At 48.2% G+C, this 16,151-nt stretch carries 13 protein-coding genes and 4 tRNA genes; 13 read left to right on the top strand and 4 right to left on the bottom strand.

Annotation, left to right across the window (positions count from 1 at the left end; translation table 11 throughout):
• The first annotated feature begins 8 nt into the window (after window positions 1-8).
• The 6 genes from BFR57_RS05360 to BFR57_RS05385 all read left to right on the top strand — a co-directional run bounded on the left by BFR57_RS05360 (window position 9) and on the right by BFR57_RS05385 (window position 2,618).
• Window positions 9-84 (top strand) — tRNA-Thr (locus tag BFR57_RS05360).
• A 19-nt stretch (window positions 85-103) separates the two neighbouring features.
• Window positions 104-188 (top strand) — tRNA-Tyr (locus BFR57_RS05365).
• A 35-nt stretch (window positions 189-223) separates the two neighbouring features.
• Window positions 224-298: transfer RNA gene (locus tag BFR57_RS05370), tRNA-Gly, on the top strand.
• 11 nt (window positions 299-309) lie between these two features.
• Window positions 310-385, top strand: a tRNA-Thr gene (locus BFR57_RS05375).
• An 86-nt stretch (window positions 386-471) separates the two neighbouring features.
• Complete coding sequence (tuf, locus tag BFR57_RS05380) at window positions 472-1,656, top strand: elongation factor Tu (RefSeq protein WP_071463002.1); 1,185 nt, start codon at window positions 472-474, stop codon at window positions 1,654-1,656.
• A gap of 185 nt (window positions 1,657-1,841) precedes the next feature.
• The gene (locus BFR57_RS05385; protein WP_253183607.1) at window positions 1,842-2,618 is read left to right on the top strand and encodes an ABC transporter substrate-binding protein; all 777 of its coding nucleotides are present in this window, start codon (window positions 1,842-1,844) and stop codon (window positions 2,616-2,618) included.
• On the opposite strand, the gene BFR57_RS05390 is transcribed toward BFR57_RS05385, so the two are convergent.
• Genes BFR57_RS05390 through uvrA form a run of 3 tightly spaced genes read right to left on the bottom strand, consistent with a single transcriptional unit; the run spans window position 2,615 to window position 6,806 of the window.
• Window positions 2,615-3,571, bottom strand: coding sequence for a glutaminase (locus BFR57_RS05390; RefSeq protein ID WP_071463004.1), 957 nt, complete (start codon window positions 3,569-3,571; stop codon window positions 2,615-2,617). The two genes, BFR57_RS05385 and BFR57_RS05390, sit on opposite strands and share 4 nt — an antisense overlap.
• The gene (locus tag BFR57_RS05395) at window positions 3,561-3,968 is read right to left on the bottom strand and encodes a thioesterase family protein (RefSeq protein ID WP_071463005.1); all 408 of its coding nucleotides are present in this window, start codon (window positions 3,966-3,968) and stop codon (window positions 3,561-3,563) included. Before BFR57_RS05395 ends, BFR57_RS05390 begins: the two co-directional genes overlap by 11 nt.
• Before the next feature lie 9 nt (window positions 3,969-3,977).
• Entirely contained in the window at window positions 3,978-6,806 is a 2,829-nt protein-coding gene (gene uvrA / locus BFR57_RS05400; RefSeq protein ID WP_071463006.1) for an excinuclease ABC subunit UvrA, read from the bottom strand.
• Window positions 6,807-6,924: 118 nt separating this feature from the next.
• Here uvrA and BFR57_RS05405 point away from each other — a divergent pair, with 118 nt between their 5' ends.
• The 6 genes from BFR57_RS05405 (at window position 6,925) to BFR57_RS05430 (ending at window position 14,281) form a co-directional block, all read left to right on the top strand.
• Window positions 6,925-8,304 (top strand): MFS transporter, encoded by a 1,380-nt coding sequence (locus BFR57_RS05405; protein WP_071463849.1) that lies wholly within the window; start codon window positions 6,925-6,927, stop codon window positions 8,302-8,304.
• 45 nt (window positions 8,305-8,349) lie between these two features.
• Window positions 8,350-8,961: a single-stranded DNA-binding protein gene (ssb, locus tag BFR57_RS05410; protein ID WP_071463007.1), complete on the top strand. Its 612-nt coding sequence runs from the start codon at window positions 8,350-8,352 to the stop codon at window positions 8,959-8,961.
• 164 nt (window positions 8,962-9,125) lie between these two features.
• Complete coding sequence (locus tag BFR57_RS05415) at window positions 9,126-9,620, top strand: MarR family transcriptional regulator (RefSeq protein WP_071463008.1); 495 nt, start codon at window positions 9,126-9,128, stop codon at window positions 9,618-9,620.
• A complete protein-coding gene (locus BFR57_RS05420; RefSeq protein WP_071463009.1) occupies window positions 9,617-10,678 on the top strand; it encodes an HlyD family secretion protein in 1,062 nt (353 codons plus the stop codon). The genes BFR57_RS05415 and BFR57_RS05420 overlap by 4 nt, the downstream gene beginning before the upstream one ends.
• 12 nt (window positions 10,679-10,690) lie before the next feature.
• Entirely contained in the window at window positions 10,691-11,716 is a 1,026-nt protein-coding gene (locus BFR57_RS05425; protein WP_071463010.1) for a DUF2955 domain-containing protein, read from the top strand.
• A 99-nt stretch (window positions 11,717-11,815) separates the two neighbouring features.
• Window positions 11,816-14,281, top strand: a complete 2,466-nt coding sequence (locus BFR57_RS05430) for an EAL domain-containing protein (RefSeq protein ID WP_071463011.1) — start codon at window positions 11,816-11,818, stop codon at window positions 14,279-14,281.
• Here the strand turns inward: BFR57_RS05430 and BFR57_RS05435 are convergent.
• Window positions 14,227-15,465 carry an adenosine deaminase family protein gene (locus BFR57_RS05435; RefSeq protein WP_071463012.1) on the bottom strand — a complete coding sequence of 413 codons (1,239 nt, stop codon included), beginning with the start codon at window positions 15,463-15,465 and terminating at the stop codon, window positions 14,227-14,229. The two genes, BFR57_RS05430 and BFR57_RS05435, sit on opposite strands and share 55 nt — an antisense overlap.
• A gap of 77 nt (window positions 15,466-15,542) precedes the next feature.
• Here BFR57_RS05435 and BFR57_RS05440 point away from each other — a divergent pair, with 77 nt between their 5' ends.
• Window positions 15,543-16,124 carry a thymidine kinase gene (locus tag BFR57_RS05440; protein WP_071463013.1) on the top strand — a complete coding sequence of 194 codons (582 nt, stop codon included), beginning with the start codon at window positions 15,543-15,545 and terminating at the stop codon, window positions 16,122-16,124.
• The last annotated feature ends 27 nt before the right edge of the window (window positions 16,125-16,151 follow it).

The raw sequence follows: 16,151 nt of genomic DNA on the forward strand, positions 1-16,151 counted from the left end.
ACCGGGGTGCCGGCATAGCTCAGCTGGTAGAGCAACTGACTTGTAATCAGTAGGTCGGGAGTTCGACTCTCTCTGCCGGCACCAATTCAAATTGCACTTTTTGGGAGGGGTTCCCGAGCGGTCAAAGGGATCAGACTGTAAATCTGACGGCTCAGCCTTCGCAGGTTCGAATCCTGCCCCCTCCACCACGCAATTCTTGGTTTTGAGGTGGCCCAATGTTTCAGCGGGTGTCGTATAGTGGCTATTACCTCAGCCTTCCAAGCTGATGACGCGGGTTCGATTCCCGCCACCCGCTCCAAACAATCCAGTGCTGATATAGCTCAGTTGGTAGAGCGCACCCTTGGTAAGGGTGAGGTCGGCGGTTCGAATCCGCCTATCAGCACCACGTCATCATAGGCTACTCTCTAACCGCGACCGGTATGCAACATAGTTGCTAGGTACATCCAACAGAATTTTGTTAGAGAGGCTGCAATGTCTAAAGAAAAATTTGAACGTTCGAAGCCGCACGTAAACGTCGGCACCATCGGTCACGTTGACCACGGTAAAACTACCTTAACCGCTGCTATTACGACAGTTCTGGCTAAAGTCTATGGTGGTGCGGCGAAAGACTTCGCAGCCATCGATAACGCGCCAGAAGAGAAAGAGCGCGGTATCACCATCTCAACTTCACACGTTGAATATGACACGCCAACTCGCCACTACGCGCACGTTGACTGTCCTGGACACGCTGACTACGTTAAAAACATGATCACTGGTGCTGCTCAGATGGACGGCGCGATCTTGGTAGTAGCGGCGACAGACGGCCCAATGCCACAAACACGTGAGCACATCTTGTTGTCACGTCAGGTAGGCGTACCTTACATCGTTGTATTCATGAACAAATGTGACATGGTAGACGATGAAGAGTTGTTGGAATTGGTAGAAATGGAAGTTCGTGAACTGTTATCAGAATACGAATTCCCAGGCGACGACTTGCCAGTTATCCAAGGTTCAGCACTTAAAGCGCTAGAAGGCGACGAAGAGTGGGCGAAGAAGATYGTTGAGCTMGCAGACGCGTTAGACAACTACATCCCAGAGCCAGAGCGTGATATCGACAAGCCGTTCATCATGCCAATCGAAGACGTATTCTCGATTTCTGGTCGTGGTACGGTAGTAACAGGTCGTGTAGAGCGCGGTATCGTTAAGACYGGTGACGAGTGCGAAATCGTAGGTATGAAAGATACCATGAAGACCACTGTTACAGGTGTAGAGATGTTCCGTAAGTTGCTAGACGAAGGTCGTGCAGGCGAGAACATCGGTGCGTTGTTACGTGGTACTAAGCGTGACGAAGTAGAGCGTGGTCAAGTATTGGCGAAGCCAGGTACAATCACTCCGCACACCAAGTTCGAAGCCGAAGTATACGTACTGAGCAAAGACGAAGGTGGCCGTCACACGCCATTCTTCAAAGGCTATCGTCCACAGTTCTACTTCCGTACAACTGACGTAACGGGCGCAGTAGAATTGCCAGAAGGCGTAGAAATGGTCATGCCAGGCGACAACTTGAAGTTCGTTGTAGAGCTAATYGCTCCAATCGCAATGGACGAAGGCTTGCGTTTCGCAATCCGTGAAGGTGGTCGTACAGTAGGTGCAGGCGTTGTATCTAAGATCATCGACTAATTAAACGTTAACACGTTTAACAAAAACCCGGCTTCGGCCGGGTTTTTTTATGGGTTGGTGTTTATCCGTGTAAAGTCGTGTCAGAACGGCCCCATTTGGCTCCAATTATTGACATTTATCAGGTTTAACCTCACTATAACCGTCCAGTTTCAATCTAAATAAGTGCAGTGCGAAGAAGTCTCTTTTTGTTGATAACATGCCTTCTGTCGAGCGTTTCATTCATCAAGAATGCAAGCGCACAAACACCTGTGTATGTTGCTGCATATGATTATCCCCCCTACTTTTCGATGGGGCTTGAAACTGATGTCACTCGTGAACTCATTCAGATTTTGAATGAATATCAAGATACCTACGACTTTCAGTTACAAGTCATTCCTCCCAACGGCCGTTATCAAGCATTGTCTGAAAATGGTTGCTGCGACGTCATCTTTTTTGAGTCTGAGGAATGGGGTTGGAAAAATCGAAACGTGGAATCGACCATTCCAATTATTCGAGGCCGTGAGCGTTTTGTTGCTAAAAGAAAGCCTGGCAGGACTCAAGCCTTTTTCAACACCTTAGAGGGTAAGACTGTAGGTGCGGTAAAGGGGTATCATTATAATTTCGATGGTACTGAGCGTACCGCAGATGAATTAGGTCGAGCCTATCGAGCTTATCTGTCTCATTCCGCACTGACTAACTTGCGGATGTTAATGGGGGGTCGCATTGATGTCATGCCGATTAATGATGAACTGCTATCAGCCCTACAAAATGCCGGTGATCAATACGAGAAAGATTTGCTTGTCTCTGATCAGATCTTTGATGATTACATGTTGAGCATGATTGTCGGTCATAATAAACGCCTGACTCAAGAAACAATGCAGCAACTTGTTCGTGAATTAGCGCGTCAGGGGCATATCGACAAATTGTTACAGCGATTTAATTTGACGCGCTTTCAAGTTTATCGTCTTGGCTTAAGACGCTAATAAACACTTAAGCCAAGCCTATTGGCTAATTCTCTCACCATAAACATGCCGCGTGCGCTGTTTCCAAACGCATTGAGTTTTGGACTCCATGCTGAAATCACGCCAAAGTCAGGAACAATAGCGACAATCCCGCCACCGACACCACTTTTCGCAGGCACGCCAACGGTAAAGGCAAACTCACCACTTTGGTCATACATACCGCTGGTTGATAGCAACGCATTGATCCGTTGAGCATCTCGCTTACTAATGATTTCCCGTTGAGAAAAAGGGCATACACCGGCATTGGCAAGAAATGTGAACGAACGTGCGAGGTTTTCGCAGCTCATGCTAATCGCACATTGCCAAAAATAATGGTCGAGTACTTCGTCTACATCGGATTCAATGTTATTAAAGCTCTTCATCAAATGGGCAGATGCCGCATTGCGGTGGCCGTGTTCTTTTTCTGATGCATGTACGGATTCATCCGCATAGATACGATCGTTGCCACATAGATTACGCACAAGACTCATCACAGCGTTTTTACTTGTCGAGTAGTGGCTAACTAGCACATCGCTAATTAAAATCGCTCCTGCGTTGATCATGGGGTTTCGGGGAATACCCTTTTCCCATTCCAACTGAACAATCGAATTAAACGCCTGTCCTGAAGGTTCCATCTTGACCCGTTTCCACAAATCGTCGCCTAAACGATCCATCGCCATCATTAAGCCGAAAATTTTAGAAATGGACTGGATAGAAAACAATGTGTCTGTGTCACCCACGTTAAACACTTCACCATCCAGTGTCGTTAACGTGAGGGCGCACTGATCGGGGTCGACCGCAGCGAGCGCAGGTATATAATCGGCAACTTTCCCCGATTGGATCTGCATCGCTTGCTGATGAATTTCAGTCAACAAGCGATTGAGGTCATCAGGGGCATGAATCTTTTGCCCACCACTTACCAAATCACGCGTCAATGGGATGCTCCGGATGTTGTAGCTCAACGAGGCGTTGCCTTAGCTCATCACTTAAGGTAACCGAACGTTGTTGCTCAAAATCGAAATAAACGAGTACGGTTTTGCCCTTGGCGCAGAGCTCACCTTTTTGCCAGATTTCGGTACCAATATCAAAGGAACTGCCGCCAAGACGTTGAACAAAAGTCTTTACGGTCACATTCGAGCCAAAGAAAATGGGACGCGCGAAATCAACTTCAAGACGAGCAACGATAAGGCTTTTTGTTTCCGGTGACATTTCACCAAAGAACTCAAATATAGGTAGCCGACCGGTCTCAATCCACATAGGCACAACGGTGTTGTTCACATGACCTAAGGCATCGGTTTCATAAAAACGAACTTTAAACTGCTCTTCTAACATCCTCTCTTCCTATGACGATTTAAGCATGGGTTTAAGAAAGCGTGCGGTGTGAGACCGCGTTTCATTAACGATTTTTTCAGGAGCGCCCTCGGTGAGGATCTCACCACCGCCCGAGCCACCTTCAGGACCTAAGTCGACAATCCAGTCAGCGGTTTTAATCACATCTAAGTTGTGCTCGATAACGACCACGGTATTACCATGGTCACGCAGACGATGAATCACCGCCAGTAACTGCTTAATGTCATGGAAGTGAAGTCCTGTAGTAGGCTCATCCAGAATATAAAGCGTACGTCCAGTATCTCGCTTCGACAACTCGCGTGACAGCTTCACGCGTTGTGCTTCACCACCGGATAAAGTTGTTGCCGACTGGCCAAGTCGCACATACGATAGACCCACATCCATTAACGTTTGTAGCTTGCGCGCAATTGCCGGAATCGGGTCAAAAAACTCACGAGCCTCTTCAATGGTCATATCCAATACTTCGTGGATATTTTTGCCCTTATATTGAATGTCCAACGTTTCACGGTTGTAACGTTTACCCTTACAAATATCGCAGGGTACGTACACGTCCGGTAAGAAGTGCATCTCAACTTTAATCACACCATCGCCTTGGCACGCTTCACAGCGACCGCCCTTAACGTTAAAGCTAAAACGTCCAGGTTTGTAACCGCGTGCTCTGGCTTCTGGTACACCGGCAAATAATTCACGAATCGGTGTAAAAATTCCAGTGTAAGTTGCAGGATTAGAGCGTGGTGTGCGACCAATCGGACTTTGGTCAATATCCACTACTTTATCTAACAGCTCCATCCCTTCTACACGTTCGTGCGGCGCAGCTTCACCCGTGGTTGCGCCGTTCAGTTCGCGATGAGCGACTTTAAACAAAGTGTCGTTGACTAAGGTCGATTTACCGGAGCCCGACACGCCTGTGACGCAGGTCATTAAACCTAAAGGAATGTTTAAATCGACATTTTTTAGGTTGTTACCCGTGGCGCCAATAATTTTTAGCCAACGGTCATCTGGCTCGTTACGTTTAGCCGGCACTTCGATGACCTTACGGCCTGATAAATAGTCGCCGGTTAGTGACCGTTCGGTGCCAACGATATCGTCAACGGAGCCTTGGGCTACGATCTCGCCCCCATGCACACCCGCACCGGGACCAATATCAATTACATGATCCGCCTGACGAATTGCATCTTCATCATGTTCAACTACCAGCACGGTATTGCCTAGATCGCGTAAATGAATCAGTGTGTTTAGAAGACGTTCATTATCGCGTTGGTGTAGGCCAATGCTCGGTTCATCCAATACGTACATCACACCCACCAAACCTGCGCCAATTTGACTGGCTAAACGGATTCGTTGAGCTTCACCACCGGATAAGGTTTCTGCACTACGTGACAGGCTCAGGTAATTCAACCCCACATTGACCAAGAAACCGAGCCTATCGTTAATCTCTTTCAATATTTTTTCAGCGATTTTTCCACGCTGACCGTCAAGTTCAAGACTTTGGAAAAAGTCTAGCGCATCGCCGATCGAACGCTCTGAAACCTGAGGTAAGTTGGTATTTTCGATAAATACATGGCGCGCCTCAGTACGCAAACGGCTACCGTGACAGCTTTTACAGGGTTGTACGGCAATGTATTTTGCCAACTCGTCGCGCACCGCTTGTGATTCTGTTTCGCGGTACCGGCGTTGCATGTTGGGAATAATACCTTCGAACGGATGCGCACGAACGACTTTATCGCCCCGATCATTCATGTAAGTGAACTTGATTTCTTCTTTGCCGCTGCCATAGAGCAGCACTGCGCGAGTATCTTCGCTCAATTCATTAAACGGCACCGACAACTTAAAGTCATAGTGCTTAGCCAGTGACTGTAGCATCTGGTAGTAATAAAAATTGCGTTTATCCCAACCGCGGATAGCACCGCCCGTGAGCGATAAGTCGCCATTGACGACCACCTTACTCGGATCAAAAAATTGCTCTACACCCAAGCCATCGCAGGTTTGGCAGGCACCGGCTGGGTTATTGAACGAGAACAAACGCGGTTCCAGCTCTTGCATACTGTAACCACAGTGTGGACAAGCAAAGTTAGCCGAGAAAATCAGTGTCTCACCTTCTTCACCCGGCATTGGTGCTACAAACGCAGTACCGCCGGTCATATCAATAGCGGTTTCAAACGACTCGGCCAAGCGCTGCTCGATTCCCTCACGCACTTTAAAGCGGTCAACAACCACCTCAATGGTATGCTTCTTTTGCAACTCGAGTGTCGGCGGATCGCTCAGGTCACAGATCTCACCGTCGATGCGCGCCCGGATAAAACCTTGTAAAGCAAGGTTTTCTAGCACCTTGACGTGTTCGCCCTTACGGTTCTGTACGATGGGTGCCAATAACATGCGTTTTGATTCCGCAGGCTCGCTGAGCACTTGATCAACCATCTGTGAAATGGTTTGCGCAGCCAAGGGCACATCGTGTGTAGGACAACGTGGCTCACCCACACGGGCAAACAATAGACGTAAATAATCGTATATCTCGGTAATGGTGCCCACCGTCGAGCGAGGGTTGTGAGAGGTGGACTTCTGCTCAATGGAGATCGCAGGTGATAAACCTTCAATGCCGTCCACATCAGGTTTTTCCATCAAAGATAAAAACTGACGGGCATAGGCGGAGAGTGACTCGACATAGCGCCGTTGACCTTCCGCGTACAACGTATCGAACGCCAACGATGACTTGCCTGAGCCGGATAACCCCGTGATGACTACGAGCTTATCGCGCGGTATGGTCAGGTTAAAATTCTTTAGGTTGTGTGTTCGCGCACCACGTACTTCGATTTTGTCCATAGTAAACTTTTTTCTCCGCGCATAGGCGTAAATGATTCAACCGAGTGAGCCGAGTATTATCGCACAGACTAGGGTATCTGGTACAATGCCGGCTCAGTCGTTCATAATAGCGAGCATTATGAGTCAGCAACAGTTAAATAGAACAGAAAAGCGCGCAGCGTTCGCACTTGCCTCAGTCTTTGGCATACGCATGTTAGGCCTGTTTTTGATCATGCCTGTCATGGCAATTTATGCCCATCAGTACCCCGATTACACGCCAGCGTTAATGGGTGTTGCCTTAGGGGCTTATGGTTTAACTCAAGCTTTTTTCCAAATTCCTCTGGGCATGTTATCGGATCGAATAGGGCGTCGTCCTATCATCGTGGGTGGCCTATTGGTCTTTGCTCTAGGTAGTGTGATTGCTGCACAAGCGGATAGCTTGATGGGCGTTGTTGTTGGTCGCGCTGTGCAAGGAATTGGCGCCATTGCAGCGGCTATTTTAGCGATGGCAGCCGATGTTTCACGCGATAATCAACGCTCGAAAGTCATGGCGATTATCGGTATGTGTATTGGCTTGGCATTTGCTCTGGCGCTGATTATCGGCCCGTTACTCGCCGACCATATTGGCTTACAAGGCCTATTTTGGTTTACTGCCGCAAGCGCTCTCGTGGGGATTGGCTTGTTACTCGTCGCAGTGCCGAAAACATTGACTAAATCAGCTCGTCGCGAGGCGTTGCCTGTTGCCACGGAACTCAAACACTTGGTGAGACATCGGCAACTTTGGTTACTCAATGGCGGCGTGTTTGTATTGCACGCGGTACTGACCTCTTGGTTCATTAGCTTACCAACGTTGTTGGCAGCGCATGATGTACGGACTGAATATCATGCCTTATTTTATTTACCGACCTTAGTGCTATCGATCGCGTTAATGGTGCCCATGATTATTCACGGCGCAAAAACCAATCAACATGTCACTTGGTTTAGGTTGTCTATTTTATTGTTGATGGTGGGCGCGACACTCATTACATGGTGGGGTGCTTCGCTGATTGTGATAGCCATCGCGTTGGTGGTGTTTTTCACAGGCTTTAACTTCTTAGAAGCGACACTGCCGTCATTGCTTACACGTATTGCACCTGCGGGCAGTAAAGGGAGCGCCAGTGGTATCTATTCGACCTGCCAGTTTAGCGGGGCGTTCGTCGGTGGCGCGCTAGGCGGTTGGCTCTTACAAACTTATCAGCTTAAAGGGATTGGTGTCGCGAGTTTAGCTATACTAGCGTTATGGTTTGTGTTGAGCCGTTTGATGCAAAATCCTAAAGCCGTAACAAACGTGGTGATTAGTTTGAAAGGGCTTGAGCAACAAACCCTTGATCAGTTTAATGATGCGCTACTCGGTATTTCAGGTGTTGAAGAGGTTCGCTTCGCATCGGACGACCAAGTCACCTATTTAAAAGTTGATAAAAAGCAGTATGATGAGCATGCAGTCGAAGCATTGATCGAACGTCACAAATCGGCCCAATAGCGTGTTAAACTATTAAAAGAGAAAATTTTAGAACAGGAGAGAAATATGGCCAGTCGCGGTGTGAATAAGGTAATTTTGGTCGGTAACTTGGGCGCCGATCCTGAAGTTCGGTATACCCAGAACAGTACCGCTATTGCTAATCTCTCAATCGCAACCAGCGAAACGTGGAAAGACAAGCAAACAGGTGAACCGCGTGAACAAACTGAGTGGCACCGTTGTGTTGCTTATCGTCGCTTAGCAGAAATCGCCGGTGAGTATCTCAAAAAGGGCTCAAAAGTGTACGTTGAAGGTCGCTTACAAACACGTAAATGGCAGGGTCAAGACGGCCAAGATCGTTACACGACAGAAATCGTAATTAACGAAATGCAAATGCTTGATTCTCGTGGCGGCTCTGGCATGGGTCAAGGCCAAGGTATGAACCAAGGCATGAATCAAGGTATGAACCAGGGCATGAATCAAAACCAAGGCGGCAATCAGCCTGCGTCTAATCAGCAGGGCAATCCGAACCAAGGTTTTGGACAGCAGCAAGGCTTTCAAGGCGGCCAAGGCGGTCAGTCAAACCAAGGCAATGCGATGCGTTCTAACCAAAATCAGCAGCCTTCACAACCAGAACCGTTCTCGCCCGACAACGATTTTGATGACGATATTCCGTTCTAGAGCTCACCTGAGACATATTCTGTAAAGAATTCTAATTAAGCCCTTACTTTTAAGGGCTTTTTTTGTATCTGTATCTCCGATTAGGCTCATCGAAACTCTCTCAATTTACTTAGCCTGCTAACCTTGTTAATATACTTAGCAAGCTAACTAAATGAGATCAGGTTATGACACTCTCGCAAGAGCAACTCAAACAACTGTCCGTGCCAGAACGTTTGGGCCGAGTAGCACGTCAGTGGCAAGCGGTCGCAGATCGTGAACTTGCGCCCTTAGGTTTAACTTACCCACGCTGGAGCGCGATGTGGAAGCTGGTGCGAATCGGCGATGGCGCAAGTCAAAAGCAATTGGCAGAGGCGTTGGAAATAGAACTCGCATCATTAATGCGAACGTTGACACAGCTAGAGCAACAGTCACTTGTTGTAAGGCGTGTATGTCCAGACGATGGCCGTGCGAAGCGAGTTTACCTAACCGATGCAGGTCATGCGTTGGTGAAAAAAATGGAAGCCAAAATCCTTAAAGTACGTCGTACGCTGATGGCTGATATTGCCGACGAAGACATTGAAACGGTTAAGCATGTACTAGCTGTGATTTCGCGTAACGCCCACCAAATGTGCAGTGAACAAAAGCAGCGAGACGATAAGCAAGGAGGTGACACACAATGACAGCTGATGAAAAATTCGCAAAGTGGGTTAAGCGTGCGCTTATCGGCTTTATCGCATTGTTTGCTTACTTTCTCTGGGCCGATTTAGCGTTACCGCTTACGCCGCAAGCAATGGTGACTCGCGTAGTCACTCAGGTCGCGCCGCAGGTTAACGGTACGGTAGAGCAAGTGTTGGTTCACAATAATCAGTATGTGGAGCCGGGTGACCCTTTATTTACGCTAGATCCTCGACCTTTCCGTTTGCAGCTACAGCAAGCTGAATTAGCTTTGCAGCAAGCACAACAGTCGAACCGTCAACTGGATGCACAAATTCGTGCTGCACAAGCAAAGCTAAAGTCAGCGCAAGCGACTGCTGATGAGCAAAGTCGTGAGGCGCAGCGAATCAAAGACTTAGTGAAGGAAGGCAGCACGTCTGAGCAAGCGTTTGATCAGGCGCAGAGCGCGGCGCTGCAAGCGCAAGCAAATGTTGATGCGGTTAAATCGCAACTGGAGAGCCTCAAAGTTCAGCGCGGTGACTCAGACAATGCCCACAACCTGCTTATTCAACAGGCTAAAAATGCGGTCGATAATGCCGAGCTGAACTTGAGCTATACCACTGTGCGTGCGCAACACGCGGGTCGTGTAAGTAACTTAAAACTCAGCGAAGGTGTGTATGCTCGTCAAGGTAACCCGTTACTCGCATTGGTATCACCTCAAGCAGATATTGTGGCTGATTTTAGGGAAAAGAATTTGCGCCATGTAAAAAAAGGTCAGCGCGCACTGGTTGTCTTTGATGCCGAGCCAGGTACCGTTTATGAGGCGACGATCGATAGCGTTGATGCCGGTGTTAACGCAGGTCAGTTGAGCGCGGATGGCACACTCGCACAACCGATTAACTCGAACCGCTGGGTGCGAGATGCCCAACGTATGCGTGTGCACCTGAGCCTTGCCAAAGGTATTGATAACACCCGTCCAGCGGGCGCTAAGGCAACGGTACAAATTGTGCCCGATGGGCGCTTTAAAGCCACCGTTGCACAAGCTCAAGTGCGTCTACTGGGTTGGTTACATTATATTTACTAGCGTGGAGCACGTATGAAACCGCTCGGATTAACTGAAAATGGTCTGCGGCAATGCTTGCGCATTGCCTTCGGGGCGTCCATTGGCTTCTTAGTCACCACGCTGTTTGACTTATCCTATGGTGTGTTCTTTACCGTACTACCCATGCTCTTGCTGGGTTTAGTGCCGGTCATTAACGGACATGTGGCGCGCCAATTATTAGCAGCATCAGTCATGTGTGGGATTGAAGTCGGTATCGTGGCGCAGTTATTAGGTGGGCACCCGGTACTCATGACGATGGTCGCATTTTTGTTGTTTCTGTATCGCTTTGCTTTCATGGCACGCGGCACTGCGTTTTTATTTGGTGCCAACGGCGTGTTGATGCTAAGTATTATGTTGCACTATGCGAGCTATCCAACTACCGACGTCAATAACCTCATTGCGAGTAATTTTTTCGCGTCATTGTTAGCTATCGTTATTGCTTTTATGATGCATACATTAATTCCCAACAAAGCGGAGCCCAATGCGCCTCCCGTAGCGCCTGAAAAATCATCCAACCGCGTACGTCATGAGGCGATTTTGGGTGCCACGGTAACAACCTTGTCATTTTTAGTCTTTCAGCTGTTTGATTTGCAAGACTCAATATCCGCGCAAGCAACCACTATTTTGGTGTTATTCCCCATGCATTGGAATGGTGCGCTGACTTATGCGCGTAAACGCGCGATGGGCACGCTAATCGGCGTCATGTTTGGGCTTGCGATACAGCTATTACTATATGATTGGTACGACGCATTGTGGCTTATTGTGCCCTTATTCTGGGTCGGTGTGATGTTGTTTGCTCGGCTTCACGTGCTTGAGGCCTCGGGAGCTGGCGTGGGTTTTGGCGCTTTGACCACAGTGGGTATTTTATTTGGTCAGTACCTCTCGCCCACGCAAGACTTAGTCTATTCAGGGTTGTACCGACTCAGTAGCACCTTAGTCGCTATTATTGCAGCAATGATGGTGTGTTACCTCGTACATAAAGCGTTGAATCAGTTTGCGGCGACGCGTTTTGGCAGTTAATAAAGAAAAACGGTCATTGAGTGTTGATAAAATTCCTCTAAGCCGCATAATTCGCGTTAATGATATCTAATATCTGTTTTTAGCGATGGAGCGCCTCCTATGACATCGATGTCAATTAAGTTTTTTCAACGACTAAGCACCCAAATCTCGTTATTGGTGGGCTTCGTTGGCATTGCGATGTTTGTCAGTTTGGCCACTTTTACCATCACCGAACAAACAGCCGAGAATCGTCACGTGGTTGAACAAGAAGTCTTAACTACAGCGCAGATGATGCAGGCCACTTTTGATCGTGTAGTGCGTTATGAGCGCACGGATTTGTTGCATGAAATTCTTTCCCAGCTACAAGATCAACCGAATGTCCTAGCCGCGTTTATCTATAACCGAGAGGGGCGTATAGAATATGCCGCTGATCATCACTGGCTTGATAAACCCTTATATCAGGCGTTGAGTATCGCGCCGCAAACTTGGCATGAACTCAATGCAAACAGCGACATCACGCTGCATCACGTTGAGGACCAAGGTCGCTTGACTGTTTACGTGCCGCTGACGGTATCTTCGGACTTTCCTGAATTTCGACCTTTCTCACTCATGATCGCGTTCGAGCAAAAGCATACCTTTTGGAGTGTGGCGCAGTCGCGTCTTACCACGTTGACAATTCAGCTCATTATCGTGCTGTTGTTGGTCGCCCTTCTGCACAGGTATCTGAACTACCGTATTAGCAAACGGCTTGGCCACATGCAAACCGGTGTGCAGGCGATGCGGGATGAGCAACAGCGTGTTGCTATTGACGTACGCGGCAAGGATGATATTGCGGCGCTGGCGCGTCAGGTCGAGGCGATCGCTGCCGATCGTCATGCGCATTGGTCCAAACTTAAAAATCTAGAAACCGCGGTAGACCAAAGCAATGAGTGCATTATTATTACCGATGCCAAAGGCCAAATAGAGTATGTGAATAAAGCGTTTGAGTGGATTACCGGGTATCAACGAGACGAGCTGGTTGGCAATAACCCCCGCATTCTCAAATCAGGTCTGACGCAACAATCGGTGTACCATGAACTTTGGGACACCCTTAACCAAGGTAAAACGTGGCGCGGTGAATTGCTCAACCAACGTAAAGATGGGCAAGTTTATACGGTGTATTCGATTATTACGCCGGTCTACAACGAACAGGGGGAATGCACTCACTATATTGCGGTTGAGGACGATATTACCGAGCGCAAGGCCGACGAGCAGCGGCTTCACTATATGGCTTATTACGAGACATTGACCGGCCTGCCCAACCGACTGCATATGACCCAAATCATCGACCAAGCACTCGCGTCGTTAGAAGAGGATGAACTGGGCTACTTGTTACTCGTCGACATTGATCGATTACAACAGATTAATGATGCGCGTGGCCATGAGTTCGGCAATCGCTTGGTCCAAGCTTTTGCTGAGCGAATGAAGCAGTGGACGGAACAGCAGGGCGTGCAGCTCGCGCATTTGGGGGCTGACCTGTTTGCTGTTCTATTCCCACCGCAAGTTTCTAAACGCGAGGTGGCCAAAGAGAAGCTCTATGAGACCTGCGAGGCGCTGCTCAAGATCACCCGCAAGCCAATTCAGTTAGACGATGATGTTCTGACCATGTCAGCAACCATAGGCGCGGTCGTCTATCCACAAAAAGGTGGTAATGCAGAACAATTGTTACGTCGTGCCGAAACAGCCTTGCATAAGGCAAAACGATACGGGGGCAATCACTTCGCCGTCTATCGTCAGCAATACGGAGAGGAGATTAAGCGGCAATTCGATGTCGAGAGAATGCTACGGCATGCGATAAAAAACGATGAGCTTGATTTATATTTGCAGTCTCAAGTGGATGCGACGGGTAAGGTGGTCAGTGCCGAAGGTTTGGTACGATGGCATCATTCGGAGCAGGGGCTCATTAGCCCGGGTGTATTTATACCGATTGCTGAACGCTCAGATTTGATTCTATCGATTGACCGTTGGGTACTGCAGCGTGCCGCACAGATTCTTGTTTCTAAGGAAATTGCTGAGAACCCCATTGATGCATTGTCAGTGAACATCTCTGCCCGACATTTTGTTCGGGGCGATTTAGTTCATGCAGTGAGTGAGTTACTAGAAAACTATCATTTTAAACCCCATCAGTTGATGATCGAGGTCACCGAGGGGGTATTGATAGAAGACACGGATAAAGTCATCGAAGTCATGCGTGAGTTAAGCAAACTCGGCATCCGTTTCTCGATTGACGATTTTGGTACAGGCTACTCATCCTTAGCGTATATACAAAAACTGCCGGTGAGTGAACTCAAGATCGATCAAAGCTTCGTCCGCAGTATCGGTGAGAAAACGACGCATGATGCGCTCGTTGAAACCATTCTCTCGATAGGTGAGCACTTAGACTTACGCATGATTGCCGAGGGTGTTGAAACAGAGCGTGAGGCGCGCTTCTTGACCGAGCGCTGCCCCACGATTGTTATGCAAGGGTATTTATTCGCTTATCCTGTTCCTGCTCAAGAGTGGCTGGCGTCTTTTAGTCCAAATTGTTCAACTACACGATCAAAATAAGCTAAGTTTTTCTTCGCATATTCGCGCTTAGCCACATAGTCGCCTGGGAAGAAGTTCTTTTTAAAACCGTAGGCGACCATGTCTTTTAGACGTTTTAGCGAGATATCAAAATTATCGACAGCTAATTGATATTCGTTGCTGACCGTCGTGCGCGATACCAATCGGTTATCCGTACAAATAACCGTGGCTAGACGGTTATCGAGCATATGCTTAAAGTTGTGGTTCTCGATACCACCGATGCTTGGATTGGTTTGCAGATTACTGGTAAGACAAACCTCAACAGCAATACGGCGATCGGCAATATATGAAGCCAAGTTTTCGCCATACGCTTTAGGATCTTCAATCGACGGATCCTCGGTCATTTCAGGCGAGAATAACGAGTAGCCATGGCCTAGACGATCCGCGTGGCACTGCGTGAGCGCTTCAAAGATACTTTCCGCGCCATAGGCTTCACCCGCGTGTACGGTTTTTAACAAGAAGTTTTCATGGGCGTATTCGTACACATCTTTGAACTGGCTTGCCGGATAGCCGATTTCTTGTCCAGCGATATCTAAACCGACGATAGGTAAACCTTCATCATCACGCATTCTGACGCTGGCGCGCACCAACTCCATCGCTGCCGTGCGGATCACCTGCATGGGTTCAAAGTCGCGTAGGTGCTGGAATAGCTGAGTGTAGTAAGGGGAGAAGCCCTTTTTACCGAACATGCGCATGGCACAGTTGATGATGCCATAGTCAAAGGGCGGCTTTTCGCCTTGTTGCACACTTGGCTGCTGATTGTATTCGTTTTTCGCCTTTTTCAGACCATCGTTGACCACATGCATAATAGTGTCAAAGGTCACACCTGCAGCTGGATTCATTAACAACTGAGGCGCAAAGCGAACTTCGATATAGTTCACCCCCTCTTCTTGGTTATCAATGGCGAGCTCGTAGGCCGCTTGCTCCAGGTTTTCTAGGTTACGAAGCGCAGCGCAGGTATACTGAAAGCCATTTAAGTACTCACCTAAGTTGTTGTAGTGAGACTTAAAAACCTGATCAAACAGACCTTCCTCTGTATAACTGGGGAGTTCGATACTGGCGCGTTTTGCCATGTCAATCAGGCTTGAAGCGCGTAAGCTACCATCTAAGTGCAAGTGAAGATCAGCTTTAGGAATGGCCTTGATAAAATCGGCAGGGTATTGCATATCGAAAACTCCTCGGTAACATTTGCTTGGCGTTATTTTGGCACAGAATTGACTTGGATAATAAAAAGAATCCCACTATGGCATCACTTTATTTTACCTATTCGGCAATGAATGCCGGCAAAAGCACCTCATTATTACAGGTGGCACATAACTATGAGGAGCGTGAGCAGCAAGTGTTACTCATGACCCCTGCGATCGATAACCGCGCAGGACAGGGGAAAATTGCTTCACGCCTAGGTATAGCGCGTGATGCCCTCCAATTTACGCAGGACTGTGATCTCGTTGAACTCATTTTGAAGCAGTACCATCAGCGTCGGATTGATTGTGTTTTGCTTGATGAGGCGCAATTTTTAACGGAGCAACAAGTTTGGCAGCTTACGACGATCGTCGATACACACAATATTCCGGTCATGTGTTACGGCATCCGTACCGACGCTTTTGGTGATGCGTTTCCTGGCAGTGCGGTATTACTCGCTGTCGCAGATAAGCTGGTTGAAATGAAGACGATTTGCCACTGTGGACGCAAAGCAACGATGTCGCTTAGGGTGGACGAGCACGGTAATGCAGTAAAGATGGGCCAACAAATTGCGATTGGCGGTAACGACCGCTACATATCATGTTGCAGGACCCATTGGAAAGAAGCGATGGGTATTCGTTAACGAGGTTCTGTTGCTGACTTGACGAAC

It is taken from the genome of Idiomarina sp. MD25a, from assembly GCF_001870515.1.
Classification (GTDB): Bacteria; Pseudomonadota; Gammaproteobacteria; order Enterobacterales; family Alteromonadaceae; genus Idiomarina.

Excerpts from the sequence above, each read along its gene's own strand:
- BFR57_RS05415 (WP_071463008.1), top strand. The coding sequence starts at position 9,126 with ATGACACTCTCGCAAGAGCAACTCAAACAACTGTCCGTGCCAGAACGT.
- ssb (WP_071463007.1), top strand. The coding sequence starts at position 8,350 with ATGGCCAGTCGCGGTGTGAATAAGGTAATTTTGGTCGGTAACTTGGGC.
- BFR57_RS05395 (WP_071463005.1), bottom strand. The coding sequence starts at position 3,968 with ATGTTAGAAGAGCAGTTTAAAGTTCGTTTTTATGAAACCGATGCCTTA.
- BFR57_RS05435 (WP_071463012.1), bottom strand. The coding sequence starts at position 15,465 with ATGCAATACCCTGCCGATTTTATCAAGGCCATTCCTAAAGCTGATCTT.
- uvrA (WP_071463006.1), bottom strand. The coding sequence starts at position 6,806 with ATGGACAAAATCGAAGTACGTGGTGCGCGAACACACAACCTAAAGAAT.
- BFR57_RS05405 (WP_071463849.1), top strand. The coding sequence starts at position 6,925 with ATGAGTCAGCAACAGTTAAATAGAACAGAAAAGCGCGCAGCGTTCGCA.
- BFR57_RS05425 (WP_071463010.1), top strand. The coding sequence starts at position 10,691 with ATGAAACCGCTCGGATTAACTGAAAATGGTCTGCGGCAATGCTTGCGC.
- BFR57_RS05420 (WP_071463009.1), top strand. The coding sequence starts at position 9,617 with ATGACAGCTGATGAAAAATTCGCAAAGTGGGTTAAGCGTGCGCTTATC.
- BFR57_RS05430 (WP_071463011.1), top strand. The coding sequence starts at position 11,816 with ATGACATCGATGTCAATTAAGTTTTTTCAACGACTAAGCACCCAAATC.
- BFR57_RS05440 (WP_071463013.1), top strand. The coding sequence starts at position 15,543 with ATGGCATCACTTTATTTTACCTATTCGGCAATGAATGCCGGCAAAAGC.